Source organism: Arcobacter venerupis (genome assembly GCF_013201665.1).
Classification (GTDB): domain Bacteria; phylum Campylobacterota; class Campylobacteria; order Campylobacterales; family Arcobacteraceae; genus Aliarcobacter; species Aliarcobacter venerupis.
The window spans coordinates 493,664-519,050 of sequence record NZ_CP053840.1; the positions used below are offsets into that span (position 1 = coordinate 493,664).

At 28.5% G+C, this 25,387-nt stretch carries 25 protein-coding genes; 6 read left to right on the forward strand and 19 right to left on the reverse strand.

The genetic code is table 11. The features are described 5' to 3' along the window. Positions 1-17: 17 nt before the first annotated feature. Entirely contained in the window at positions 18-2,102 is a 2,085-nt protein-coding gene (locus AVENP_RS02430; protein WP_128357784.1) for a TonB-dependent receptor, read from the reverse strand. A gap of 116 nt (positions 2,103-2,218) precedes the next feature. Between AVENP_RS02430 and AVENP_RS02435 the strand changes: the two genes are divergently transcribed. From AVENP_RS02435 to serS, 5 genes are all read left to right on the forward strand, one after another. Beyond that, positions 2,219-3,196 carry a helix-turn-helix domain-containing protein gene (locus AVENP_RS02435; RefSeq protein WP_128357783.1) on the forward strand — a complete coding sequence of 326 codons (978 nt, stop codon included), beginning with the start codon at positions 2,219-2,221 and terminating at the stop codon, positions 3,194-3,196. A 100-nt stretch (positions 3,197-3,296) separates the two neighbouring features. Beyond that, on the forward strand, positions 3,297-3,596 hold the full coding sequence (locus AVENP_RS02440; RefSeq protein ID WP_118885490.1) for a metal/formaldehyde-sensitive transcriptional repressor: 300 nt from the start codon (positions 3,297-3,299) through the stop codon (positions 3,594-3,596). Between the two features lie 10 nt (positions 3,597-3,606). Continuing rightward, entirely contained in the window at positions 3,607-4,668 is a 1,062-nt protein-coding gene (locus tag AVENP_RS02445) for a cation diffusion facilitator family transporter (protein WP_128357782.1), read from the forward strand. A 68-nt stretch (positions 4,669-4,736) separates the two neighbouring features. After that, positions 4,737-4,943: a hypothetical protein gene (locus AVENP_RS02450; RefSeq protein ID WP_128357781.1), complete on the forward strand. Its 207-nt coding sequence runs from the start codon at positions 4,737-4,739 to the stop codon at positions 4,941-4,943. 74 nt (positions 4,944-5,017) lie between these two features. Beyond that, entirely contained in the window at positions 5,018-6,256 is a 1,239-nt protein-coding gene (gene serS, locus AVENP_RS02455) for a serine--tRNA ligase (protein WP_128357780.1), read from the forward strand. Positions 6,257-6,628: 372 nt separating this feature from the next. Here serS and AVENP_RS02460 read toward each other — a convergent pair whose 3' ends face one another. Both AVENP_RS02460 and AVENP_RS02465 read right to left on the reverse strand, forming a co-directional pair. After that, a complete protein-coding gene (locus AVENP_RS02460) occupies positions 6,629-7,006 on the reverse strand; it encodes a hypothetical protein (RefSeq protein ID WP_128357779.1) in 378 nt (125 codons plus the stop codon). Positions 7,007-7,066: 60 nt separating this feature from the next. Next, a complete protein-coding gene (locus AVENP_RS02465; RefSeq protein WP_128357778.1) occupies positions 7,067-7,651 on the reverse strand; it encodes a helix-turn-helix domain-containing protein in 585 nt (194 codons plus the stop codon). Positions 7,652-7,863: 212 nt separating this feature from the next. Between AVENP_RS02465 and AVENP_RS02470 the strand changes: the two genes are divergently transcribed. After that, complete coding sequence (locus AVENP_RS02470) at positions 7,864-8,493, forward strand: LysE family translocator (protein ID WP_128357777.1); 630 nt, start codon at positions 7,864-7,866, stop codon at positions 8,491-8,493. A gap of 16 nt (positions 8,494-8,509) precedes the next feature. Here AVENP_RS02470 and AVENP_RS02475 read toward each other — a convergent pair whose 3' ends face one another. The 16 genes from AVENP_RS02475 to cobA form a co-directional block, all read right to left on the reverse strand. After that, a complete protein-coding gene (locus AVENP_RS02475; protein ID WP_128357776.1) occupies positions 8,510-10,750 on the reverse strand; it encodes a methyl-accepting chemotaxis protein in 2,241 nt (746 codons plus the stop codon). Positions 10,751-10,771: 21 nt separating this feature from the next. Next, complete coding sequence (locus tag AVENP_RS02480) at positions 10,772-12,136, reverse strand: L-serine ammonia-lyase (RefSeq protein WP_128357775.1); 1,365 nt, start codon at positions 12,134-12,136, stop codon at positions 10,772-10,774. A 35-nt stretch (positions 12,137-12,171) separates the two neighbouring features. Continuing rightward, entirely contained in the window at positions 12,172-12,786 is a 615-nt protein-coding gene (locus AVENP_RS02485) for a LysE family translocator (RefSeq protein ID WP_128357774.1), read from the reverse strand. A 17-nt stretch (positions 12,787-12,803) separates the two neighbouring features. Next, positions 12,804-13,550: an amino acid ABC transporter ATP-binding protein gene (locus AVENP_RS02490; protein WP_128357773.1), complete on the reverse strand. Its 747-nt coding sequence runs from the start codon at positions 13,548-13,550 to the stop codon at positions 12,804-12,806. Positions 13,551-13,565: 15 nt separating this feature from the next. After that, entirely contained in the window at positions 13,566-14,645 is a 1,080-nt protein-coding gene (locus tag AVENP_RS02495; RefSeq protein ID WP_128357772.1) for an amino acid ABC transporter permease, read from the reverse strand. 1 nt (position 14,646) lies between these two features. Beyond that, positions 14,647-15,831 (reverse strand): amino acid ABC transporter permease, encoded by a 1,185-nt coding sequence (locus tag AVENP_RS02500; RefSeq protein WP_128357771.1) that lies wholly within the window; start codon positions 15,829-15,831, stop codon positions 14,647-14,649. Between the two features lie 78 nt (positions 15,832-15,909). Continuing rightward, positions 15,910-16,926, reverse strand: a complete 1,017-nt coding sequence (locus AVENP_RS02505; protein ID WP_128357770.1) for an amino acid ABC transporter substrate-binding protein — start codon at positions 16,924-16,926, stop codon at positions 15,910-15,912. Positions 16,927-17,101: 175 nt separating this feature from the next. Further along, positions 17,102-17,545 (reverse strand): PAS domain-containing protein, encoded by a 444-nt coding sequence (locus tag AVENP_RS02510; protein WP_128357769.1) that lies wholly within the window; start codon positions 17,543-17,545, stop codon positions 17,102-17,104. 1 nt (position 17,546) lies between these two features. Further along, on the reverse strand, positions 17,547-17,933 hold the full coding sequence (locus tag AVENP_RS02515) for a chaperone NapD (RefSeq protein ID WP_128357768.1): 387 nt from the start codon (positions 17,931-17,933) through the stop codon (positions 17,547-17,549). A 12-nt stretch (positions 17,934-17,945) separates the two neighbouring features. After that, positions 17,946-18,899: a WD40 repeat domain-containing protein gene (locus AVENP_RS02520; protein WP_128357767.1), complete on the reverse strand. Its 954-nt coding sequence runs from the start codon at positions 18,897-18,899 to the stop codon at positions 17,946-17,948. A gap of 15 nt (positions 18,900-18,914) precedes the next feature. Continuing rightward, complete coding sequence (locus tag AVENP_RS02525; protein WP_128357766.1) at positions 18,915-19,394, reverse strand: ferredoxin-type protein NapF; 480 nt, start codon at positions 19,392-19,394, stop codon at positions 18,915-18,917. Between the two features lie 3 nt (positions 19,395-19,397). Next, positions 19,398-20,000, reverse strand: a complete 603-nt coding sequence (locus AVENP_RS02530) for a nitrate reductase cytochrome c-type subunit (RefSeq protein ID WP_128357765.1) — start codon at positions 19,998-20,000, stop codon at positions 19,398-19,400. 1 nt (position 20,001) lies between these two features. Then, on the reverse strand, positions 20,002-20,808 hold the full coding sequence (napH, locus tag AVENP_RS02535) for a quinol dehydrogenase ferredoxin subunit NapH (RefSeq protein ID WP_128357764.1): 807 nt from the start codon (positions 20,806-20,808) through the stop codon (positions 20,002-20,004). Continuing rightward, entirely contained in the window at positions 20,805-21,617 is an 813-nt protein-coding gene (napG, locus tag AVENP_RS02540) for a ferredoxin-type protein NapG (RefSeq protein WP_128357763.1), read from the reverse strand. The genes napH and napG overlap by 4 nt, the downstream gene beginning before the upstream one ends. A gap of 15 nt (positions 21,618-21,632) precedes the next feature. Then, positions 21,633-24,443, reverse strand: coding sequence for a nitrate reductase catalytic subunit NapA (gene napA, locus AVENP_RS02545; protein ID WP_128357762.1), 2,811 nt, complete (start codon positions 24,441-24,443; stop codon positions 21,633-21,635). A 170-nt stretch (positions 24,444-24,613) separates the two neighbouring features. Next, positions 24,614-25,345: a uroporphyrinogen-III C-methyltransferase gene (cobA, locus tag AVENP_RS02550; protein ID WP_128357761.1), complete on the reverse strand. Its 732-nt coding sequence runs from the start codon at positions 25,343-25,345 to the stop codon at positions 24,614-24,616. Positions 25,346-25,387 lie beyond the last annotated feature (42 nt).

Below are 25,387 nucleotides of genomic sequence, written 5' to 3' on the forward strand. Positions count from 1 at the left end.
TTTTTATTTTAGAAGTATTAAAATTTATAGATAGCACCTACACCAAATCTTCTTGGTTCATTAAATCCTACCCATGAAACACTAGCTTTTGACATATATGAAGTTACATAATCTTCATCGGTGATATTTGTTATATAGCTATAAATATCCCAAGTATTTATTTTATAGCCAATTTTAGCATTAGAAGTAATTCCTCCATCAGCTTCAATCATTTGATTATCATTTGCTCCATCCGCATAAGTTGTACTTCCTCTTGCATTAAAATCTAATCTTCCATAAATACCAGCATCAGCGATATAAGCTATCCCTAAATTTGCTGTATATCTTGGTGTACTTTCAATTCTTTCTCCATCAAATTTTCTAGTTCCATTATCATAATCATCATATTTTGCTTGAATTAATCCTAATGCTCCTGATAATTCTATATTGTCCGTTAGAAAATATTTTCCATCAAGTTCTATTCCTTGTGAGTGAGCTTTTTTTGCATTATCAGTTATAAATTGAGCACCAAGTTGTTTATAAACATGAACATCTTCAATATTCATTCTAAAAATTGAAGTATTAATTAAATATGTTTCTCCTGTATGTTTCATCCCTAATTCATAATTTGTTGATTTTTGTGGATCAAAAGTATTATCACTACTTACATTTGTTGATGGAAAAGTATTAAACCCTCCTGGCATATAACCATTTGAAACCGATAAATATGTAGTTAAATTGTCATTTATGAAATATGAAAGTGCAGCTTTTGGTAAAAAACTATTCCAATCTTTTTCATCTTGATAAGTTAAATCAGGAAATGATGAACCTCCCCAACTACTAGTTCCAATTAAATCAATCTCTTTTTTGATTTTTTGATATCTTGCACCTAATGTTAATTCAAAACTTTCACCTAAGGGAATCATAGTTTGTCCAAAAATTGCTTGAGTTTTACTATTTGTTGTAGAGTAAGTATCTCCTTCATAAACTGCACCATTATAGTCTTGTTCATAACCATACGGACCTTGATCTCTATCTTCTTTATCCAAATAGATTCCCGTAATCCATTTTATATTTTGATTTTTACTTGATAGTTTTAGCTCTTGTGCCCAAGTGTCAAGATTTGTATAATTCCATTGTTTTAAGCCATCATTTGCACCTTGATTTGCTTTATTATCTGTATCAAATTGGGCATCTAAATCAGATTTTTTATGAGTTGTAGTAGAATCAATTTTAAATTTTTCCACTTCATAAGAGAGATTTAAAGCTTGTGAATTTACTTTTGATTTATCAAATGCAGGAACATCAAAACTTGCATTTTTGGCATCTTTTCGTTTTAAACTATTTATATCTAAACTTGGGTTTGAACTAAAACCATCCATAAAGTAGTTTTTTACATAATTGTTTGTAATAGTTAATTTTGTTGATAACTCATCTGTGGGTTTAAAAAGTAAAAATCCACTCGTTTTTCTATCTTTTTTTTCATTTGCATTTTCATTCATACCTTCATAATTATTTGTAATCCAACCATCATCACTTTTAAATGAACCATTGATTCCAGCGAATAATTTATTATCTATTATTGCTCCACTGGCATTTAGTGTTGTTTTCATGAAGTTATCATTTCCATATTCAGCTCCAATACTACCTTTGAATTCATTTGTTGGAGTTTTTGTAATAATATTAATAACTGCTCCAATGGCATCTTTACCGTAAAGTGTACCTTGAGGACCTCTTAAAACCTCAATTTGTTCCACATTTGCTAATGATGGATCAAAATCAAATCTATCATAATATGGAACTCCATCAATATATATAACAATAGGATTATTATTTGTAAACATTGAAGTATTTAATCCTCTAAATGAGCTTTGTTTACCATTTGAAGTATCTTGTATATTCATACTTGGAATTTGTTTTATAACATCAGATATATTTTTAATTCCTTTATCTTGTAAATCTTCTTCACTAATTACTGTGATACTTTGAGGAACATCTTGAACATTTTCTTCTATTTTATTTGCACTAACAGTTATATCTTCAAGTATAAAAGTACCTTCTTGAGCATATAAAATCGAACTAGCAATTAAAGAAATAAATAGCAGCTTTTTACTTTTTAACATTTTTCAATCTCTCTTTTTAGGTGTATTTAAATAAGTTTGAATTATAATGATATTAATTATCAAGTTCAAGTATGAATTTAGTAATTTAGTATTTTTTTTTAACATTAAGGGAGAGAATGTCTTATAATTTTACATTAGACAATATGAGTGAATTTATGTGTTCTTCAAAAGTTAAAAAAGAGTTTAATTTAATATTTCCAGATAAAATAGGTTCAATGAGTTGTGAAAAAGAGATTATAAATGAAGATATTTTTCTTTTTAAAACTCATGCAAAAACCAAGCAAAATATTGAAATTCAAGCTAATTCAAAAGTTGATAGTTTAATTATTAGTATTTTATTAGATGGAAAAATTAAATATAAAGATTTACCTTACGAAAAAGTTGAAACATATATAAAAAATGATACTTATATAAAATATATAGATGAATATGATTCTACAACTATATTGGATAAAGATTGTAATTCTAAAGGAATAGCGATATCAATAAAAAATAATTTTTTAGAAAAATATCTTTATTCTCATTTTTCTGTTATTGAAGAATTAAAAAATCAAAAATCAAATAAATTATCTTCAACATTAATTCATAAAATAGATAATCAGAAAAATATTAAACTAGCACAAGAACTTTATAACTCACCTTTTCATGGTAATTTACATGATATATATTTGCAAAGTAAATGTTTGGAAATTATTTATAATGAATTAAATGAACTAATAAGTCCTACTAAATATAATTCAGATGAAAAAATAAAACTCTCAGAACAAGATATTGAAGCTTTATATAAAGCTAGAGATATTATTCTTTTAACCCATGAGTTTCCTGATTTAACTACTCTTTCAAGAAAAATTGCATTAAATGAATTTAAATTAAAGTTTGGTTTTAAACAACTTTTTAACACAACTCCTGGAAACATGATATTAGAACATAAAATGATACATGCTAAACAACTACTTGAAACAAGTGAATTTTCTATCTCTGAAATTTCAAACTTTGTTGGATACAAACACCAACAAAGTTTTACAAATGCATTTATCCAATTTTTTGGAATTCGACCTAAAGATGTTATGAAAAGTAGAAAATATTATTATTAAAATTCATATTTAATTCCAAGCTAAAATCTTTTCATTATTTATTTTATTTTAAGTTTATAAGTAATAGTATACCCCTATATAGTATATTAAGGAAATAAATATGGCATATTGTTGTGATGTAGAACGAAAAAAGCTACAAAATAGAATTAGTAGAATACATGGTCAAGTACATTCATTAAAGAATAAATTTAATGATGAAAATTTTAAATTAGAAGAAGATCCATATGAAACAATTAGACAATTAACAGCAATTAAAGGTGCTGTTAGTGGAATGATTAGTTCTTTTATCGAACATTATGCTAAAGGTCATATGATAGAGAGTATAAGGAATGCTTCAACTTCTGAAGCAGAAGCTCAAATTGATAATTTATTAGAAATAATAAAAGTTTATGGAAAATAAAGGATAAAAAATGGGAAATTGTAAATTTGGTTTAAACGATCATCAACCTTTTTTTGGAAATAAAGAAAAAAATCATCATAATCACGAAACCAATAAACTTCATTTTAAACAAAATGATATATCTTCGTATAAAGAACATAAGTTTTCATTTCATAAACCTAATGAACATGAAAAGAATGAATATAGTTGTGGACATGACCATGAACATGATCATAATCATGGACATTCCCATGATCATAGAGGAACAGATAAAAAAGTTTTAAAATGGGCTTTGAGTATTACTTTAATTACTATGTTCTTAGAGTTTTTTTATGGTTTTTTATCAAACTCTTTGGCTTTAATTTCAGATGCTATTCATATGTTTACACACTCTTTTGCTTTGATTATTTCTCTTCTTGCAATTATAATAGCAAGTAAAAAAGCTCCCCTTTCTAAAACTTTTGGTTTTTATAGAGCAGAAGTATTGGCAGCATTTATAAATGGAATTACTATTGTTTTATCTATAGTTTGGATTGTTTATGAGTCAATAGAGAGGTTTTTAAATCCTCAAATAATTGATATAAAAACTGCAATGATTGTGGCTATTATTGGACTAGTAGTAAATATCATTACTGGAATAATTTTGATGCAAGGGGATAAAAACAATATCAATTTAAAATCAGCCTTTGTGCATATGTTAAGTGATGCACTTTCATCGGTTGCAATTATAATTGGATATATAATTATCTATTTTACACAATGGTATTTTATAGATGTTGTTTTAGCTTTGCTTGTTGCTATTGTTATTGGGAAATGGGCAGTTGATGTACTTAAAAATTCAACAAATACATTACTTGAAAGTTCACCTTTGGATATAACTGAAGTAAAAGAGTACATAGAAAAAAATGAAAAAGTTTTAGAATTACATGATATTCATATTTGGGAAATAACTCAAGATATGTATAATATGACAGCTCATGTAAAAATTGATAAAAAACATTTAGAAGATTATGAAGAGATTTTAAATCAAGTAAATCATAATTTAAAAGATAAGTATAAAATAGTTCACACAACATTTCAATTTGAATGGTAAAAAGCTAAAAGATTGTTCTAATATCTTTATGATAAAATTGCAAAAAAATATTATAAAGGATTAAAATAATGGCAACAGTTATAGTTGAAAAAGCATGTGGATGTTTTAGAAATTCAGACTTTGAACAAGAAACACATTTTGAAACAATTGAAGAAGCATTAGAAAAAGCAAATGAAATGTGTATTATTATGAATGAAGATTTTTGTCATAAACATAGATTTAGAAGTGAATATATTGATGGAAATGTAATAATTAAAATGGAAATGAACGGATAAATTTAACCTATCATCTAATCTCTTTGTAGAGTTTTTTTAGCTACAATGCACAAAAAATAAAACAAAGAGCAAAGATGATAGATATAAAACTACTACAAAAAGATTTCGATTATGTTGTAAATGCCTTACAAAGAAAAGGTGTTGATAACGAACTTTTAAATAACCTAAAAAACTTAGCATCTACTACAAAACAAAAAAGACAAGAGATGGAAGATGTTACAGCTGAACAAAATGTGCTTTCAAAAGAGTTTGGTAGATATAAAAAAGAAAATTTAGATATCTCTTCTCTTCAAGAAAATATAAATAATCTAAAAAATAAAAAACAAGAACTAGAAGAAGAAGTTAGAGTTCTAGAAGAAGAATTAACTTCAATTATTCTAGGTGTTCCAAATATGCCAGATGAAAATGTTCCTTCAGGTGCTGATGAAAATGAAAATGTAATTTTAGAAGTTGTTGGGCAAAAACCCGTTTTTTCATTTGAACCAAAAGAACATTGGGATTTAAATAATGGTTGGATTGATTTTGAAAGAGGTGTAAAAATTGCAAAATCAAGATTTGCAGCTTTACGAGGTGATGGAGCAAGACTTGAACGTGCTTTAATCAACTATATGCTTGATTTTAATAGAGAAAGAGGATTCAACGAATGGTATGTTCCATTTATGGCAAACTCAAATACTCTTCAAGGAACTGGACAACTTCCAAAATTTGCAGATGATTTATTTAAAATCGAAGGTGAAGATTTATATTTAATTCCAACTGCTGAGGTATCTTTAACAAATCTATTTAATGATGAAATTTTAGAAGCTGAAGAACTTCCAATGTTACTTACTTCTTATACTCCTTGTTTTAGAAAAGAAGCTGGAAGTGCAGGGCGAGATACAAGAGGATTAATAAGACAACACCAATTTGACAAAGTTGAAATGGTAGCAATCACAACTCCTGAACAATCAGATGAAGTGTTTGCAAAAATGGTATCTTGTGCATCTGATTTATTAACATCTCTTGGACTTCCTCACCAAAAAATGCAATTATGTACAGGTGATTTAGGATTTAGTGCAGCTGTAACTATTGACTTAGAAGTTTGGCTTCCTGGACAAAATAAATATAGAGAAATTTCATCAATTTCAAATACAAGAGATTTCCAATCAAGACGAGCAAAAATTAGATATAAAGATGGGAAGAAAAATATCTTAACTCATACTTTAAATGGTTCTTCTTTAGCTGTTGGAAGAACACTTGTAGCAATTATGGAAAATTATCAAAATGAAGATGGAAGCGTAAGAATTCCAGAAGTACTTAAAAAATATATGTAAAAGAGAAAAGAAGTTAAATTCTTTTCTCTTTTAATTCTACTAATTTAAAAATACAAATAAAAAATTCCATTTATATATAAAGGTTTGATAATTTGAACTTATGTAAGTTAAGTAAAATAGTTTTGGCTATTTTACTTTAAAATTTTATTGAATTTAATGTTATTAAGTTTTGATTTTGTAGTTAAAATAAAATAGAAGTTTCATCTTAAAAAAAATTGTTACAAGTGCAATAATTTTTAACTAAGGAGAGATAAGTAGACAAAACTTCTTATTTGTGTAATTATACAGATTTGAAACTTAAAGAATGCTATTTTAATGCTACGTTTATAAAATTTTATTTAAATTCAGAAATTAATCTATGAATTAAATAATCTACTTAATTAAAACCTTTGTATCATAAAGTTTTCCATCTATTTTTACTTCAAAATAACCTTTGCTTATGTTATTGTGTTTAAAAGTTAGTTCATCGCCTATTTTAATTTTATAATTATTATAAATAGGAATTTTACTCACATAATAACCAAGAGAGTCTCCCACTTTTACATCAATCTTTGAATGTAAACTATAATTTCCAAATATAACGATTTTAGAAAAGCAAATTCCATTATAATCTTGTTCAGTTACTCTTTTGTGTTGAATATTTTCGCCCAATCCATTTTCGTGGAAAATACCTATTGCATAAGCTGCTTGAATATCGGAAGCAAAAAGATTTAACTTTATTAAGAATAAAAGTAATATAAATTTTTTCATAGAAAATACTACTATTATTTCGTGAAAAGTTTGTATAACATTTTATAAATAAGTTAATTTTTAAAAAGATACAGGAGTAATAATAGAAAGATATGAAGCTTTATTTTCACTTCTGTTTTCTATTTTGTGTGGAATTTCTGGGTCAAATCTAATACAATCACCTTTTTTTAAGAAAAACTCTTTTTCTCCTAAAGTTACAATAATCTCTCCATCAAGTACAAAATCGCATTCTTCCCCAGCTTTTGTGTGAGGAATAATAGCATCAGTAATTCTAAATGGTTCCAAATTTACTTGTAAAAGTTCAACTTCACCTTGTAAGTCAGGCAATAATAATTCACAGTTATATAATGGATCAGGAAAAGATATTTTTTTTCTTTTATCTTTTCTTACAACATAAAATGATTCATCTTCAATATTTTTAATATAATTAGCATCTTCTTCATCAGTAAACAAATGTGCAAGAGTTATATCTAAAACTTTTGCTATTTTTCTTAATGTTTCAACTGAACCTTGAGTTGAACCTTTTTCAAGTTGAGATAACATTCCAAAAGATATTTCAGCTTCATTAGCTAATTGCTTTGCTGGCATTCCTTTTCGTGTTCTTAACTTCTTGATTTTTTTACCTACGTCAAATTCTTCTTTCACTTTATTACCTTTTAGTAAATAACTATACTTTAAATTTTACAATAATTATAATTTAAATGCTTGTTGTTAAAATAAAAAAATAAAATTTATCAAAGATTAGGTAAAAAATATAGTTTTTATAGAAATTAGTGTAGGTGCTAAATCAGTTATTAAAAGTTTAAATATAATAATACTTCTGTATAATTTTCCCTTTTTTAAGAAGGATTTCTTTCATGTTTGATTATATAAATTTATCAATTTTAGCAATATTTATACCAACTTTCTTTTTTGTTTCAATTACACCTGGAATGTGCATGACATTAGCATTAAGTATGGGAATGAGTATAGGTTTAAAAAGAACTATGTACATGATGGTAGGAGAGCTTTTAGGAGTTGCACTTGTTGCAACTTCTTCTGTAATTGGAGTTGCTGCTATTATGTTAAATCATCCAACAATTTTTATAGTTTTAAAATATGCAGGTGGAGCTTATTTAATCTATCTTGGTATTTCAATGTGGTTATCAAGGGGGAAAATGGCTTTAAATATAGAAGGTTGTAGTTTTAATGTTTCTAAAAAGAATCTTGCAATGCAAGGTTTTGTAACAGCAATTGCAAATCCAAAAGGTTGGGCTTTTTTTATAGCTCTTTTACCACCTTTTATAGATGAAAAGTTAGCTTTCGCTCCACAATTATCTGTATTGATTTTATTAATACTTTCATTGGAATTTTCTTGTTTGATTATATATGCAAGTGGCGGTACAACTTTACGAAAGTTATTACAAAATTCATCAAATGTAAAATTATTAAATAAAATAGCTGGAACTATGATGATAGGAATAGGAATTTGGTTAGCTTTAACCTAAATTCCTATTATAAAATTTATTTTTTCCCTATAAATTTACTTTCATTTACATTTTCTACAACTTTATTTGCAATCTCATTTGTATCATTTGAAATTATATTTGTTTCATCTGCTACTTGGGCATTTTGTTGAGTAAATCTATCTAAATTATTTATTGTTTCACTAATACTAATCATTGCTGCTGTTTGTTCTTTCGCACCAGTTGCAACATCATTGATGATTATATTTGTTTGATTAATTTTTTCTTCTAACTCTTCAAAACCAGTAATCATACTTGTACTAATCTCTTTTCCATCAAGGGTTTGACGACTAGCTGATTCTACTAACTCTTTAATTTGTCGTGCAGCTTCCGCACTTCTTGAGGCTAAATTTCGCACTTCTGCTGCAACAACTGCAAATCCCCGTCCAGCTTCACCAGCAGTTGCAGCTTCAACGGCTGCATTTAATGAAAGAATATTTGTTTGGAAAGCAATTTGGTCAATTACAGTAATTGATTGGCTAATAGTTTGAACTTTTTCATTTATTTGATCCATTGATAAAACAGTTTTAGCAGCTAGTTCTTTTCCTATATTTGAAGATTTTTTTGTTTGTGAAGATATTGTAAACATACTTTGTGCTTTTTGGCTTGTTTGATTTACATTTTCTGTAACTTCAGTAATTGAAGCTGCGATTTCTTCTAGTGAAGCTGCTTGATTAGTTGCATTTTGACTTAATAGAGTAACATTATTTGATAACTCATTTGAAGTATCTCTTAGTTTTAATCCATCTTCTTGGTTATTTAATAGCATTTCTGTGATTATATTATTCATTATCGCTATTTCATGACCGATTTTTCCATTTGTCTCTTTTTTAAGAGTTTTTGTAAAATCTTTATTTGCATAATACTCTAAAACCAAACTTAGTTCATTTATATCTTTTCCAACAAAATTTTCTAAGTTATTTAGCATATTATTAATAAGTTCTTTTAACTCATTTAAAGAAGCTGTATTACTTGAAGTTTGGATTCTTTTACTTAAATAACCTTTACCTATTTCGTTTACAACTTCTTTTACATTTGAAATAAGATTTTTATCTTTTGTTAAATTAACTTTTGTAGCTTCAATATTTTCATTAATTACTTTAGCCATTTTTCCAATTTCATCTTGTGTTTTTATATCAATATTTGAAACATCATCTTTTGTTTGATTGATATATGCAAAAAAATCTAATAATCCAGTTTGAAACTTTTCTAATGGTTTTGAGACCATCTTATTCATTAAAATATAAATAATACTTTGTAAAAGAATTATTAAAATAATAGTAGCAATAATAAACATTAGCTCAACTTGATCTGATATTGCTAAAAATTCATCTTCATTTGAACCCACAACTATAGTCCATTTCCATTTATCATACGTAGTAAAGGCTGCAACTTTTTTAGTTTCTTTATTCGTTTCTACATAATTATAATGAATTACACCATTTTTATTTTTTAGAATTTCTTGAATAAAATTTTTGTTATCAGCATCTTTTAAATCAAATACATTTTTACCCTCTAAAGATTTATGAAGAATCAAATTCCCTTTTTTATCAAGAATATAGATATATCCAGTATCTCCAACAACTACTTTTCGTAATTCATTTTTTAAAGTTTCTAAACCTTTTGTAAAATCATAACCAACATATAAAGCTCCAATAACTTCATCATTTTTTATAATTGGAGAATAAATTGACATATAAGTTTTTCCTGCGATTACCTCTAGCCCTATATATTTCTCTTTATTTTCAATATTTTTAAAAATCTCTTCATTAGGGTCTATTTTATTTAATAATATTCTTTCACCTTTTTCATCCAATACTGAAGAAGAGATACTTATATATTCATTTTTATCTTTAACATAAGCAGCTGAAACTGCACCTGTTAACTCTTTAAAACGATCAACTTTGTCAAAAGTTTTATTTAATCCTACAAATCCATCATAAAGTGTTAATGTTTCAACGCCATTTATTTTAATTGTACTTGCATCTCTTATTCGTAAATTTAGAAAAGACTTTTCAAATACATTAAAAAGTGTTAAGGCATTTACTTCTAATGAATCATTATATATTCGTGCTGTTCGAAGGTAGTTTTCTGTTTGTGTTTGTAAATTAATTTCTAAATCTTCTATAACTTTTGTTTTTATACTTTTTATCATTATTATTGTAAAGATAATCATTACAATAATAAGAGTGATTCCAATTAAAAGAGAGAACTTTTTATTTATTGAATTATTTATCATTTTGAATCCTTAATTTTCTTTTTAACATTCAACATAGTGAACAGCAAGTCCACCTTGTGAAGTCTCTTTATATTTCTTTTTCATATCTTTGCCTGTATCGTACATAGTTTTTATTACAGAATCCAGAGAAACATAGTGTTTCCCCTCCGAATTTAGTGCCATTCTTGCAGCATTTATAGCTTTTACCGCTCCCATAGCATTTCTTTCAATACAAGGTATTTGAACTAATCCACCAATTGGATCACAAGTAAGTCCTAAATTGTGTTCCATTCCAATCTCTGCTGCATATTCTGTTTGTTCAATTGTAGCTCCTAAATATTGTGCAAGACCAGCTGCTGCCATAGAACAAGCAACTCCAACTTCACCTTGACATCCAACATCAGCACCAGAAATAGAAGCATTCCTTTGATATAAAAGACCAATAGCGCCAGCTGTTAATAAAAAGTTTATTGCAACTTCATTTTCATTCTCATTTTCTTTTAGTAAAAATTTAATAATATAATGCATAACTGCTGGAATAATTCCAGCAGCTCCATTTGTAGGAGCAGTTACAACTCTTTTTGTACTTGCATTTTCTTCATTTACTGCAATTGCAAAAAGATTTACCCAATCCATAAAAACTAAAGGGTCATTGTCTTGTTTGTTTTTTAATTTAGTATAAAGATTAAAAGCTCTTTTTGGTACATTTAGCCCACCTCTTAGTGTACCATCTGCTTTTAAACCATTTTGAACACACTCTTTCATTACTTGCCAAATTTCAAGTAAATCGTTTTTTATAGATTCTTTTGATTTAAATATTTTTTCATTTTCTAAAATTAGTTCACTAATACTCATAGAATTTTCTTTACATAGTTGTAAAAGTTCTTTAGCACTTGAGAAAGAAAAAGGTAGATTATTTGTCTCTTTTAATTTATTATTAATTTCATCTTCATTTATTATCTCTCCACCACCTATTGAATAATATGTTTTATTGAATAATTCATTTACGTCTTTATAGATAGTAAGTTTAATAGCATTTGGATGAAAAGGAAGAGTTTTATTTTTATGTAAAATTAAATCATTTTTATATGAAAAGTTTATTATTTTTTCATTTAGTAGTTTAATTGTAGAGTTTTTTTTTACTTCATTTATAATTTTATTAATATTATTTATATCAACAGTTTTAGGAATATTCCCTAATAGTCCTAAAATTACTGCAACATCACTTTGATGTCCAACTCCAGTTGAGCCTAGTGAGCCAAAAAGTTCTATTTTTATTCTAGTAATATCATTAAAGAGATTTTGATTTTTTATTGTTTCGCAAAATTTTTTTGTTATTAACATTGGACCTACTGTATGTGAACTTGAAGGTCCTATACCTATTTTAAAAAGATTAAAAATAGTCATTTAAATAATCCTAAGATTGAAATTTATTAAAGTTTTTATGCTTTAATAATTAACGCACCACCTGCTGTCATCATTACAGTTCCTGCAAGTATATTCATTTTTCTTTTTGCACTTTTACTTTTAAATAGATTTCTTGCACCACTTGCACTATAGGCATAAGTTAGCATTACTCCACCAAGTACGAAAGTTACTACTAATGAGATAATAACAATATCAAGTGTGCTTAAAGTTTGTAAATTTATAAAAGTTGGTAAAAAACCTAAATAAAATAGTATTACTTTAGGATTACTCAATGTTATTAAAAGCCCTGAAATAAAATTCTTTTTCCAAGATAATTCATGAATAGCTTGTAAATTTGTTTCAGTCTCTTTCGCAGTTAAAATTTTATAAGCTAAAAATAGAAGATATACTCCACCTAAATATTTAACTAAAATAAAAAAATCACCTAAAACATTTGCAATGGCACTAAGACCAAAAATAGCTAATAATAAAAAAACAATATCACCAATTACTATTCCTAATACTACAAATGAAGCATTTGCGAAACCTGAAGCTAAGGCTCTAGAAATTGTAGCAAATACCCCAGGACCTGGAGTAACTGCTAATAAAAACATTGCACCTGCGAATGTAAATATATTTATTAAAGACATCTTCTATCCTTATGACGTTAATGTTCTAAAATTTGTTCCAAAAATAATTTCAATCTATCTGATTGAGGATTTTCAAAGAACTCTTTTGGAGTATTTTCTTCTACAATTTGTCCTGCATCCATAAAAATTACTCTATCAGCAACTTTTTTTGCAAAACCCATTTCATGAGTTACGCAAACCATTGTAATACCCTCATCTGCAAGTTCTGTCATAACATCTAAAACTTCTCCAATCATTTCCGGATCAAGTGCAGATGTTGGTTCATCAAATAACATAATATCAGGGTTAATACATAAACATCTTGCAATTGCAACCCTTTGTTGTTGACCACCTGATAATTGATTTGGAAACTTATGTGCTTGTTCTGCAATTTTTACTCTTTCAAGATAATACATTGCAGTTTCAATAGCTTTTTTTCTTGGAACTTTTCCTACCCAAGTTGGAGCTAAAATAAGATTTTCTAAAATTGAAAGATGTGGAAAAAGATTAAAGTGTTGAAATACCATTCCAACATGAGTTCTTATCTCTCTTATTCTTTTTACATCTTCTGTCATTTCTAAACCTGCAACATATAATTCACCTTCTTGGAAAGCTTCAAGTCTATTCATACATCTAATAGTTGTAGATTTACCAGAACCAGAAGGTCCACAAATTACAATCTTTTCACCTTTTTTTACTCTTAAGTTAATATCTTTTAGTACATGAAAATCTCCATACCATTTATTAACATTAGACATCTCTATCATATAATCTAAATTACTCATAATCTTTTCCTATTCTTATTTATGATCTGTATTAAATCTGTTTTCTACTGATTGTGCATATTTCGACATACTAAAACAAATAATCCAATAAATGATGGTTACAAAAACATAACCCTCTGTTTCAAAACCTAACCAATGAGGATCTTTAGTAGTTAATGTAACCATTGCTAAAACATCAAATAATCCAATAATTAAAACTAATGTTGTATCTTTAAATAAAGCAACAAAAGACCCAACAATATTTGGAATTGAAATTTTTAGTGCTTGTGGAAGAATTACTAATCCCATAGCTTGCCAATATGAAAGACCAATTGAATCACATGCCTCATATTGACCTTTTGGAATAGCTTGTAATCCACCTCTAACCACTTCTGCTATATATGCAGCTTGAAAAAGAGTAACACCAATTAATGCTCTTAGTAATTTATCAAAATTCATACCCTCAGGGAAAAATAATGGAAGAATTACCGATGACATAAATAGTAAAGTGATTAAAGGAACACCTCTAATAAATTCAATATAAACAACACTTATTGTTTTTATAATTGGCATTTTAGATTGTCTTCCAAGAGCGAATATAATTCCTATTGGAAAAGATACAACAATACCAACAGCTGCAACTACAATAGTTAGTAATAATCCACCCCATTTTGTAGTTGGAACTACTTCTAAACCCAATCCTCCATAAAGTAAAACAAATGAAACAATTGGAAATAAAATAAGTATTGCTGCTCTTACTTTAATATGTTTAATTTTTTTGAATACTACTATTGAAGCTACAAAAAGAACTAAAATAAAATTTGGTCTCCAGTATAATTCTTCTGGATAAAATCCATATATAAATTGATTGAATTTTTCATAAATAAAAATCCATCTAGCACCATGATTTGTTATCTCTTCTTTTGTTCCTGACCAAGTTGCATCAAAAGCCATCCAATCTAATAGAGGTGGAATAATGTAACAAAGCAACATAAGAGATAAAATAGTTAAAAGTGAACTAGTTACAGATGGAAATAGATTCTCTTGTATCCATTTACCAACTCCTTTTGTTCCTTTAGGAGCTGGTTTTGCTTCTAATTTGTTATAAATTGCCATTTTATCTCTCCTTTATTTGCATTTTTGCATTAATAATATTCATTACTAAAGAGATGACAATACTAATAGTTAAATAAACAGCCATTGTCATTAAAATTATTTCAATTGCTTGACCAACTTGATTTAGTGCAGTTCCTGCAAATAGTGTTACAAGTTCTGGATAACCAATTGCAGTTGCAAGTGATGAGTTTTTCATCAAGTTCAAGTATTGATTTATAACAGGTGGAATAATAACTCTTAATGCTTGGGGAAGAACAACTTTTTTTAAAATAACATAATCTTTAAGTCCTAAGGCGTTTGCAGCTTCTTTTTGTCCTTTTGGAACAGCTTCAATTCCTGCACGTACAGCTTCTGCTATATAAGTTGCTGGATAAATACTAAGTGCAAAAGATAAAGCTAAAAGTTCAGGAGTTAATGTCCATCCACCAATAAAGTTAAAACCTTTAAGTTCTGCATATTCTAAAGATGCCGGTGAGCCACTAATGAAATAAACTAAAACAGGTCCTGCAATTAAAATTACTAAAGAAGTCCAAAACACTGGAAACTCTTCACCTGTTTCATCATGTTTCTTTTTTGCCCATTTAAGAAGATAAACAACTCCTGCAATTGCTATAATAAATGCAATAAATACAGAAATAAATCCACTTTCTAAAATTGGTTTTGGAATATATAATCCTCTGTTATTTAAGAAAAAAACGTCTAAATAAGACAAAGATTGTCTAGGACCTGGAAGTGCAGCTAATACAACATTGTACCAAAATAGGATTTGAAGTAATATGGGAATATTTCTAAAAGTTTCTACATAAATTAAAGAAAGTTTAGAAATCATAAAGTTTTTTGATAATCTTCCAATACCAACAAGTAAGCCAATAATTGTTGAAAAGAATATACCAATTCCTGACACTAAAAGAGTGTTTAAAATACCTACAACAAATACTCTTAAATAAGTGTCTGATTCTGTATAGGGAATTAGTGTTGATATGATACCAAATCCAGCTTCGCTACCTAAAAAGTCAAATCCTGTATTAATCCCACGTTTTTCAATATTTACAAACATATTATGTAAAACATAATAGGTAAATAAAAGTATAGCTGCCAAAGCTAATACTTGATAGATAATTGCTCTTATCTCTGGGTTATTATAAAAGGCGACATTACCTTTTGCTATTTTTTTGTGTTCTTTCATTTTTTTACCTTATGTATGAAAAGGGGAAAGAATATTCCCCTTTTATATTAAATAATTTATTACAATTAATTATGCGTATTATCTAATTGGTGCTCCATATTGAAGACCACCATCTTTCCATAAGGCATTTAATCCTCTTTCAATACCAAGTGGTGAACCTTTACCAACATTTCTGTCAAATGATTCTCCATAATTTCCAACTTGTTTAATAATATTGTATGCCCATTTTGGATCTAATCCTAAATTTTGACCAATATCACCAGTAACTCCTAGTAATCTTTGAATATCTGGATTTGGACTTTTTAACATTTCATCAACATTTTTAGAAGTAATACCTAACTCTTCTGCATTTAACATTGCAATTTCAGTCCATCTAACAATTTTAAACCATTTATCATCACCTTGTCTAACAGCAATACCTAAAGGTTCTTTTGAAATAATTTCAGGAAGTACAATTGCAGAACTTGGGTCTTTTAATTGAGTTCTTAATCCATATAATTGAGAAGCATCAGAAGTTAAAGCATCACATCTACCTTCTTCAAAACCTTGAATTGTTTGTGCTGATGTGTCATAAGTAATTGGAGTGTATTCCATTTTATGAGCTTTAAAATAATCAGTTAAGTTAAGTTCAGTTGTAGTTCCTGCTTGAATACAAAAAGTTGCACCACTTAATTCTTTTGCAGATTTAACACCTAATTTCTTAGATACTAAAAAACCTTGACCATCATAATAGTTTACTCCTGTAAAGTTTAAACCTAATGATACATCTCTTGATGCTGTCCAAGTAGTATTTCTAGCTAATACATCAATTTCACCACTTTGAAGAGCTGTAAATCTTTCTTTTGCATTTAAATGTGCATAATTAACTTTATTAGCATCTCCAAGAACTGCTGCTGCAACTGCTCTACAAACATCTACATCTAAACCTGCCCAAACTCCAGATGAATCAGGAGCAGCAAAACCAGGTAAACCTGTATTTAAACCACAACTTAATTTACCATTTTTAACAGTATTTTCTAATGTATCCGCCGATGATATTGTTGATGCAAGTGCAAGAGTTGCCACACCTAATGAGATTGTTTTTAGTATTTTCATTTTCTTATCCTTTGTTGAATTTAAATCTTATAGTCAGTATATAGATTTTAAATAGGAATAGAATAGCAAAACAGGTTATTTTTTAATCAATTTAAAGATAAATTTTATTTTTTGTAATTTTTATGTAATTAAAGGTATTTAATAAGTAACTAATTTAATGAGATTTAATTATTAGTTATTCATAAATGACTCTTCTAAGGCTTTCTTGGGCATTTTTCTTCATTTCATCATATTTTAATTGATGTTCAATTTTTTCTTTAAAAGAAATAGGTGTCCTAATAGATTTATATTCAACTAAAATTTCATTTTTATATACTCCTGAAATTTCAGCATAGACCCAATAAAAACCATCATCTTTTCTTTTATTCTTAATAATTCCACTCCATGAGCCTTTTGTTTTTAAATCTTCCCAAAGTTCTTTGAAAATGGATTTTGGCATATCAGGGTGTCTTAGAATATTATGAGGTTGCCCGATTAGTTCATCTATACTATAACCAGAAATAAAAGCAAATGTTTTGTTTGAATAAGTAATATTCCCTTTTAAATCAGTTCGTGAAACTATTAATTCCTCTTTTGGAACAATAGTTTCACATAAAAAATTTCCACTTAAGAATTCCATTTTATTTTCCTGTATTATCAAATGTTTTACTAAAACCTTCTAAATCTTTTTTCTTTAAATCACCATTATAAACAATATCATATGATCTTATTTCTTTATCATTTAAAACTTTTGGAACAGCATCTGCATTTTCTAAAACCTCAAGGTGAGAATTTAATTCATCTTCACTATAAGCCATTTGCATATCTGCACTCATCACATAAGGAATTGCCTCAATTACTCTTAGTTTTGTTAACTCTTCTTGAACACCATTTCCTTCAATTGTAATAATAACTCTTCCTAATTCATCGTGCATATGATAATCACATACTTCACAATTTTTTAAAGATTTAACAACCTCATTTATATGTTCTGGCAATGTTTTTACAACGATACTTGAGATATTCATTTTATAATCCTTTTAATTAATTTTATAATAGTTTATTTTTTTGTCATCACTTGACACAATAACTTCATTTTCATTTATGAACAAAATATTTGATAAGGTAGATTTATTTTGAGTTAATTTATATAAATCTTCTTTTGTTTTTGTATCAAAAATAGTTACATTATTCTCTTCATCACTTGAAACTCCTGCAAGGCTGGCACTGGGACTTAAACCTACGCTATAAATTAAAAAAGAAAACTCTTTATAATAAGCATCTTTTGTATTTATATTGTAAAAAGCAGCACGTCTATCTTGTCCTGCTGTTAGAATAAAATCATTTTTAATATCAACTTGAAATACATTATCAAGATTTTGATATTTAAAAGTTTCAAGAATCTCAAAACTTTTTGAATCTAATAAAGTTATAACTCCACTTTCATCACAAATTGCGATTTTGCTTTTATTTTGAGTTAATTTAAAATTTGAGAATTTTGATTGAGAAACTTGAAGCTCTTTTAAAATCTTTTTATTTTTAATATCATAAAGATAAATTTGATTAGAAAGTAGGGCATAAATAATATGATTTTCATCTAAAAACTTTGCATATGCTATAAATAATCTTTCAGAATCTTTTGTAATATTTTCAATCTTTCCATCTTTATAAATATCAATATTTCTTCCACCATTTTCACCTTGTGAAAGAATTAAAATATTATTGTTTAATACATCAATGCTATATATTCTTGACTCAATAGTCTCATTTAAAAAGTCTTTTATTTTAGGCATTTTTATTGAATCAATTTTTTCTTGAGTTTTTATATCAAAAATATCAACACTTGATGCTGTTGTTGCAGCAAAAAGTTTGTTTTGATTTAAAACTAAATCAGTTACGCCACCACTTGCAAGTAGTGAAAATGTTGGAGTTAAATCTTTGGCATTTAAATTCAAAAATAAAAATATGAATAAAAAGCTTTTTAATAGGTTCATTTTTTCTCCAATTTTTTAAGAAACAATTTTTATGGCATTTGTTGGGCAAACTTTTAAACAAAAGCCACATGAAGTGCACTTATCATTTATACTTGGTCTAAACATTGCTAAAAAATTTATTGCATCATCTAAACAGGGGTCTTTACATGAAAAACACATTGTTTGATTCCATGCTAAACATGATAATACATCAATTTCTATTTTTGCATTTATAGTTTTTTTATATTCAACTTTTAATACATCATTTGGACAAACTTTTGCACACTCATCACAATAGGTACAACCACCAAAAGTAAAATCAAGTTTAGGAGTAGAATCTTCTTGAATAAATATAATATTTTCTTCACAAGCTGTACTACATAATCCCTCACAAGCTGTACAGTTTGTCAAAAAAATAGCTTCATCATTAAAGTAAGGTGGTCTTAAAATTTTCTCTTGTTTCTCTTTTTGTTTAAAAGATGAAGCAAGAGAACTAAAAAGTTCTCTTCGTTCCATGATTTATTTTACACCTTCGTTAATTGTATCAATCAAGTTTGATTTACCATTTAATCCCTCACTTCTAAATTCAGAAGAGAAGTTATTTTTTGGTGCTTTAGTTCCTTCTGATTGAGGAGCATGACATTGTGAACAGTTAAATCTTGCCCCTGATAAAGAATCAAGTGGTTTTTCAACAGTTTTAATATCAATAGTATTATCAAGATGTTTTCCATTTTGTAACATTACACCATCTTTTGTTAGTTCAGTTTGAGGTCTAAAACTTGTAAAGTGTGTTTTTGGAATTGGAGTTGCTCCCATAGACTGCGCAACAGCTGGGTCATGGCACATTGTACATTGATTATTATCAATTGTAATTGGTAACATTCCCTCAACATCATGGGGAATCATAGGTGGTGCATTTTCAAATGCTCTTTTTATTTTAGTACTTTCTCCTGCAGGTTTTGAACCATATTGAGTTTTATCTGATGTTGTTGTATCTTCTGAATAAATATTAGTAGTTCTTAATCCTAAAGATTCTTCACTTACAGTTTTACTAGCTGAACAATTAATAACTAATAGTGTTGCAGCTGTTATGATACCTAAAGTTAATTTACCTAACTTCATGTTATTCTCCCTTATTAAATTTTTTTATTGAAAAATTAAGTGCATCATCATCGCACACTTCAACACATCTTCCACAGTTTGTACATTCCCCTGATAATACAGGAATTGAAGTTTTTGTAACCATGTGTAAAACTTGACTTTCTGGACAAACTTCTTTACATTTCATACAAGCTGTGCATTTATCTGAATCATGATGAACTCTTATTAAACTAAATCTTCCAATCAGTGAATAAAATCCACCAAGTGGACATATATGACCACACCAACCATTTTTTAAAACAAACAAATCAAAAAGAAAAAGTACAAGTATAGTTGCCCATCCAAATCCTAATCCAAAAATGATTCCTCTATGAATCATTGAAATTGGAGAAATCATTTCAAAGGCTGCAATACCCATAAAAAAAGAGATAATAAAACTAATAGCAATTACCCAATATCTTATATTTCTTGATGCTGGTTGTTTTTTTTGAATTTGATTAAATCCAAATTTTCTTCTCAAAAAGTTTGCTGCATCTGTAATCATATTTACAGGGCAAACCCAAGAACAAAAAGCCCGACCACCAATAATTGCATAAAATATTGAGATTATAAAAGCTCCCAAAAGAATATCAAAAGATATAATCGCACCTGCAAAAAGCATTTGAATAACAGCATATGGATCACTTAAAGGTATAACTTTAAAAAGCAAAGAAGAGCTTAGGTTTCCCATTAAAATATCTATTCCATATACATTTGCAATAACATATAAAACCATAATAGTAATTTGCGTAATTCTTCTAGCGATTAAGAATCTATATTTTTTTATCATTTTAATAAATCCTCCATATCTTGGCTATTGTTTAAAGAATTAATTGCACTATCTTTACTAATTTTGGTTTTTGTTGTTTGGCTTGTTGCATTTTCTAATCTTTTTTCATCTTTTTTATCCCAGCCTTTGATGTAATAATCTCCTGCTCGTCCAAGGGCAACTTTTCTTGGAAGAACAAAAATTGCTGCTTTTTGAGTTACACAGGCTTTTTCACATAATCCACAACCTGTACAAATATCAGTATGTACAATAGGTTTTAAAAATGCGTGTTTTCCTGTTCTTTCATTTTTTGAATATTCAATTGTTATAGCTTTTCCTAAAAGTGGACAAGCTCTATAACAAGCATCACATTGAATTCCCCAAAAAGCAATACATGAACTATCATCAATAACTGCAACACCCATTTGGGCTTTGTTTATATCTAACTCTTTTTTTTCATTTTGTACAGATTTAATATCAAGTGCATTTGTTGGACAAACAGGTACACAAGGTATATCAATACACATATAACAAGGTGTTTCTCTTGGAATAAAAAACGGAGTTCCAAGAGGTTTGTTATCACCTGGTTTTGCTAATTTTAAAGTATCAAAGGGACAGGCTTCTACACACATTCCACATTTGATACAATTTGCTAAAAAATCATTTTCTTCTAAAGCCGCAGGAGGTCTTAATATTAATGAAGTAGCTTTTACTTCATCAACATAGGCACTCCATGTTAAACCACCAAGTATTGCTAAACCTGTAGCTCTTGCTATTGTTAAAAAGAATTTTCTTCTTTGGTTTAATGGTTGGTTTTGCTCTGTGTTCATTTTTATTTCTTTTTATTAAGCTTGGTAAATTTTAACCGCACATTTTTTAAAGTCTGTTTGTTTTGATTGTGGACAAGTTGCGTCTAAACAAACTTTATTTATAAATACTTTTTCATCAAACCAAGGTACAAATACTAAACCTCTACTTGGTCTATTTCTTCCTCTTGTTTCAACTCTAGCTTTTACTTTTCCTCTTCGTGATTCAACCCAAGCTAATTCACCTTGTTTTACACCATAAGTCTTAGCGTCTTCTGGATGCATATAACAAAGTGCTTCAGGAACTGCACGGTAAAGTTCAGGAACTCTCATAGTCATAGTTCCACTATGCCAATGTTCTAATACTCTTCCTGTACATAACCAAACTGGATACTCTTCAGTTGGAATTTCAGGTGGATCCATATAAGGACGTGCGAAAATTTTTGCTTTGTTTTTTAGAGATTTTTTAGTTTTATCTTTTACTCCTAATAAATCACCTTGTGCAAGCTCTTTAGCTAAAGTACCATAAAATGCAAAATCACTATCAGGACTAGCTTTTTTAGCATAAGGGTCATATTTTGTATTAAATCTCCATTGAGTCTCTTTTCCATCAACAACTGGCCATTTTAATCCTCTTACTTTATGATAAGTATCAAAATCAGCTAAATCGTGTCCATGTCCTCTTCCAAAACCAGCGTACTCTTCAAATAGATATTTTTGAATAAAGAAGCCATATCCTTTAAATACTTTTCCATCAGAGCCAACTACATTTCTTGAATCTCCAAAAGCTTCTGAATTATCATATCCAGCTTGAATAGGGTCTTTTTGATCTAATTTATAAGATTTAGCTTTTTCATTTGCAAATAAAATTTCATACATAGTTGTATTTTCTGTATAACCCATAGCAATGGCTGCATCAATAACATTTGCAAGTTTTATTTCACCTTTGCTACTTGGAAGTGCTTGTTCACCCCATAAATCTTTTACTGTAAATCTTTTTGAAAGTTCAACCCATTGCCATGTATCAGACATTGCATCACCTACTGGTAAAACTTGTTGTCTCCAATGTTGAGTTCTTCTTTCAGCATTTCCATAAGCTCCCCATTTTTCATAAATCATAGCAGATGGTAAAATTAAATCAGATACTTTTGCAGAAATTCCAGGATAACCATCACTTGTAACAATAAAATTATCCATTTCTCGTGCAGCCTTAATCCAATGGGTTGCACTAGCACTATCTTGATATGGATTACAAACATTTACCCAAGCAAATTTGATTTTTCCATCTTCAATATCCCTATGAATTGTCATAATGTCTTGATGACCTTTTGGATTTAAAGTTCCAGCAGGGATTTTCCAAGCATTTTCCGCAATTTCTCTATGTTTTGGATTTTCTACCATCATATCTGCTGGTAATCTATGTGCAAAAACTCCAACTTCTCTTGCTGTTCCACAAGCACTTGGTTGTCCTGTTAATGAAAATGCGCCACTTCCTGGTTTTGCCTGTTTATTTAATAAAAAGTGAACATTATAAGCTAGAGTATTTACCCAAGTTCCACGTGTATGTTGATTCATACCCATTGTCCAAAAAGATACAACTTTTCTGTTTTTTTCAATATATAAATCAGCTAGAGTTTTTAATTTTTTCTTAAATTCTTCAATATCTTCATCAGGATTTCCTTTTGAAATTTTGGCAACATAATCTAAAGTATAAGGTTCTAAAGATTTTTTATACTCTTCAAATGAAATTTCCCAGTGTGCAAGACCAGCATTTTTATTTACCATTTTATCGCCAGCTTTATATCCATAAGGAGCAAGGGCAGGTGCTTCCGTTTGCGAAACAATTTTTTCCATTTCTTTTGAAATTGTTTCCATCTCTTTTGCTGTATATTTTCCATCAACAATTGATTTTTCATCAGATTTTCTCATACCATATCCCATATTTACAGGACTTGCTGCAAATACTATATGTTCTTTAACAAAATCCCAATCAATAGCTTCAGGATTGTTATATACGATTTCTCTTGCAATATAATTCCAAAGAGCTAAATCTGTATTTGGTGTGAAAATAATCTCAATATCTGCTAAATCTGAAGTTCTATGTCTATATGTTGAAATATTGATAACTTTTACTTTATCAGGAGCTGATAATTTTCTATCTGTTACCCTTGACCACAAAATTGGGTGCATTTCTGCCATATTTGAACCCCAAGTTACAACTGTATCTGTTAATTCAATATCATCATAACATCCACTTGGTTCATCAATTCCAAAAGTTTGATAAAAACCAACAACTGCTGAAGCCATACAGTGTCTTGCATTTGGATCAATTGCATTTGATCTAAATCCAGCTTTCATCATTTTTAAAGCTGCATACCCTTCCATAATAGTATATTGTCCAGATGCAAAAATCCCAATACCCTCAGGCCCTTTTTCTTTAAGGGCAATTCTTATATGTTTTTCCATTTCATCAAAGGCTCTTTTCCAAGAAATAGGTGCAAAATTACCTTGTTTATCAAATTCACCTTTTGAATTTACTCTTAATAATGGCTGTTTCAATCTATCTGCACCATACATTATTTTTGCATTAAAATAACCTTTTATGCAGTTCAGACCTCTATTTACAGGTGCTGCTGGATCACCTTTAACTGCAACTATTTTCCCCTCTTTAGTTGCAAGCATAATCCCACAACCAGTTCCACAGAATCGACAAGCTGCCTTGTCCCATCTCCATCCACCCTCAGCTACTTTTGCTTGTGCTTGTAAATCAGCTGGTACACTCATACCAATAGCTGCTGCTGCACTTGCTGCTGCTGAGCTTTTTAGGAAGTCTCTTCTTGAAAGCGACATAATTTCTCCTTTAATGAAATATAATTCTTTGACTATGAATTGTAACAGTAATGAAGAGATAAAAGATTGACTTATGTCAAGTTGATTAAGTTTTATTTAAGATAAAAAGTGTCCTGTTTAGAAGATAGGACGTTAAAATAGTTTAAGATAGAGGAGAAAAGGAATAAATTTTATTTAAACCATTTTATCTTATCTCTTAGTGTAACAACTTCGCCAATAATTATCATAGCAGGTGTTGGCAGACCTTTTGATTTTTCAATAATATTGTCTAAAGTTCCTGTGATTACTTCTTGTTCATTTGTTGTACCTTTTGAAATTACAGCACATGGATAATCTTTTCTTTTTCCTAATCCTATTAGTTTTGAACAAATTAGTTCAATATTGTGGTATCCCATTAAAAATACGATTGTTTCGTCATTTAAAAAACTTTCCCATTCAATTTGAGATATTTTCTTTTTTGGATTTTCATGTCCAGTTACTACTCTAAAAGAAGTAGTTATTCCCCTATGAGTTACGGGAATTCCGGCATATGCTGGAACTGCAATTGCTGAGCTGATTCCTGGAATAATTTCAAATTTAATATCTCTTTCTTGTAAATAAAGAGCTTCTTCTCCACCTCGACCAAAAACAAAAGGATCACCACCTTTTAGTCTTACAATATTTTCATATTTTAATGAAGCTTGATAAATTAGTTCGTTAATTTCATTTTGAGGAAGAGTATGTTTTTTATCTTCTTTACCAACATATATTAAATCACATGAAGCTTTTACCATTGTTAAGATTTCTGGATTTACTAATCTATCGTAAATTAGTACATCGGCATTTTGTATTACTCTTACTGCTTTTAGTGTTAGAAGCTCTACATCTCCTGGTCCTGCTCCTGTTAAATATACTGTTGACATAATTATTTTACCCCATGAAAATTATTTTTTGAATTATAGTAA

What these genes read in the sequence shown, in the direction of transcription:
- AVENP_RS02430 (WP_128357784.1), bottom strand. Translation starts at nt 2,102, where the DNA reads ATGTTAAAAAGTAAAAAGCTGCTATTTATTTCTTTAATTGCTAGTTCG.
- AVENP_RS02435 (WP_128357783.1), top strand. Translation starts at nt 2,219, where the DNA reads ATGTCTTATAATTTTACATTAGACAATATGAGTGAATTTATGTGTTCT.
- AVENP_RS02440 (WP_118885490.1), top strand. Translation starts at nt 3,297, where the DNA reads ATGGCATATTGTTGTGATGTAGAACGAAAAAAGCTACAAAATAGAATT.
- AVENP_RS02445 (WP_128357782.1), top strand. Translation starts at nt 3,607, where the DNA reads ATGGGAAATTGTAAATTTGGTTTAAACGATCATCAACCTTTTTTTGGA.
- AVENP_RS02450 (WP_128357781.1), top strand. Translation starts at nt 4,737, where the DNA reads ATGGCAACAGTTATAGTTGAAAAAGCATGTGGATGTTTTAGAAATTCA.
- serS (WP_128357780.1), top strand. Translation starts at nt 5,018, where the DNA reads ATGATAGATATAAAACTACTACAAAAAGATTTCGATTATGTTGTAAAT.
- AVENP_RS02460 (WP_128357779.1), bottom strand. Translation starts at nt 7,006, where the DNA reads ATGAAAAAATTTATATTACTTTTATTCTTAATAAAGTTAAATCTTTTT.
- AVENP_RS02470 (WP_128357777.1), top strand. Translation starts at nt 7,864, where the DNA reads ATGTTTGATTATATAAATTTATCAATTTTAGCAATATTTATACCAACT.
- AVENP_RS02475 (WP_128357776.1), bottom strand. Translation starts at nt 10,750, where the DNA reads ATGATAAATAATTCAATAAATAAAAAGTTCTCTCTTTTAATTGGAATC.
- AVENP_RS02480 (WP_128357775.1), bottom strand. Translation starts at nt 12,136, where the DNA reads ATGACTATTTTTAATCTTTTTAAAATAGGTATAGGACCTTCAAGTTCA.
- AVENP_RS02485 (WP_128357774.1), bottom strand. Translation starts at nt 12,786, where the DNA reads ATGTCTTTAATAAATATATTTACATTCGCAGGTGCAATGTTTTTATTA.
- AVENP_RS02490 (WP_128357773.1), bottom strand. Translation starts at nt 13,550, where the DNA reads ATGAGTAATTTAGATTATATGATAGAGATGTCTAATGTTAATAAATGG.
- AVENP_RS02495 (WP_128357772.1), bottom strand. Translation starts at nt 14,645, where the DNA reads ATGGCAATTTATAACAAATTAGAAGCAAAACCAGCTCCTAAAGGAACA.
- AVENP_RS02500 (WP_128357771.1), bottom strand. Translation starts at nt 15,831, where the DNA reads ATGAAAGAACACAAAAAAATAGCAAAAGGTAATGTCGCCTTTTATAAT.
- AVENP_RS02505 (WP_128357770.1), bottom strand. Translation starts at nt 16,926, where the DNA reads ATGAAAATACTAAAAACAATCTCATTAGGTGTGGCAACTCTTGCACTT.
- AVENP_RS02510 (WP_128357769.1), bottom strand. Translation starts at nt 17,545, where the DNA reads ATGGAATTCTTAAGTGGAAATTTTTTATGTGAAACTATTGTTCCAAAA.
- AVENP_RS02515 (WP_128357768.1), bottom strand. Translation starts at nt 17,933, where the DNA reads ATGAATATCTCAAGTATCGTTGTAAAAACATTGCCAGAACATATAAAT.
- AVENP_RS02520 (WP_128357767.1), bottom strand. Translation starts at nt 18,899, where the DNA reads ATGAACCTATTAAAAAGCTTTTTATTCATATTTTTATTTTTGAATTTA.
- AVENP_RS02525 (WP_128357766.1), bottom strand. Translation starts at nt 19,394, where the DNA reads ATGGAACGAAGAGAACTTTTTAGTTCTCTTGCTTCATCTTTTAAACAA.
- AVENP_RS02530 (WP_128357765.1), bottom strand. Translation starts at nt 20,000, where the DNA reads ATGAAGTTAGGTAAATTAACTTTAGGTATCATAACAGCTGCAACACTA.
- napH (WP_128357764.1), bottom strand. Translation starts at nt 20,808, where the DNA reads ATGATAAAAAAATATAGATTCTTAATCGCTAGAAGAATTACGCAAATT.
- napG (WP_128357763.1), bottom strand. Translation starts at nt 21,617, where the DNA reads ATGAACACAGAGCAAAACCAACCATTAAACCAAAGAAGAAAATTCTTT.
- napA (WP_128357762.1), bottom strand. Translation starts at nt 24,443, where the DNA reads ATGTCGCTTTCAAGAAGAGACTTCCTAAAAAGCTCAGCAGCAGCAAGT.
- cobA (WP_128357761.1), bottom strand. Translation starts at nt 25,345, where the DNA reads ATGTCAACAGTATATTTAACAGGAGCAGGACCAGGAGATGTAGAGCTT.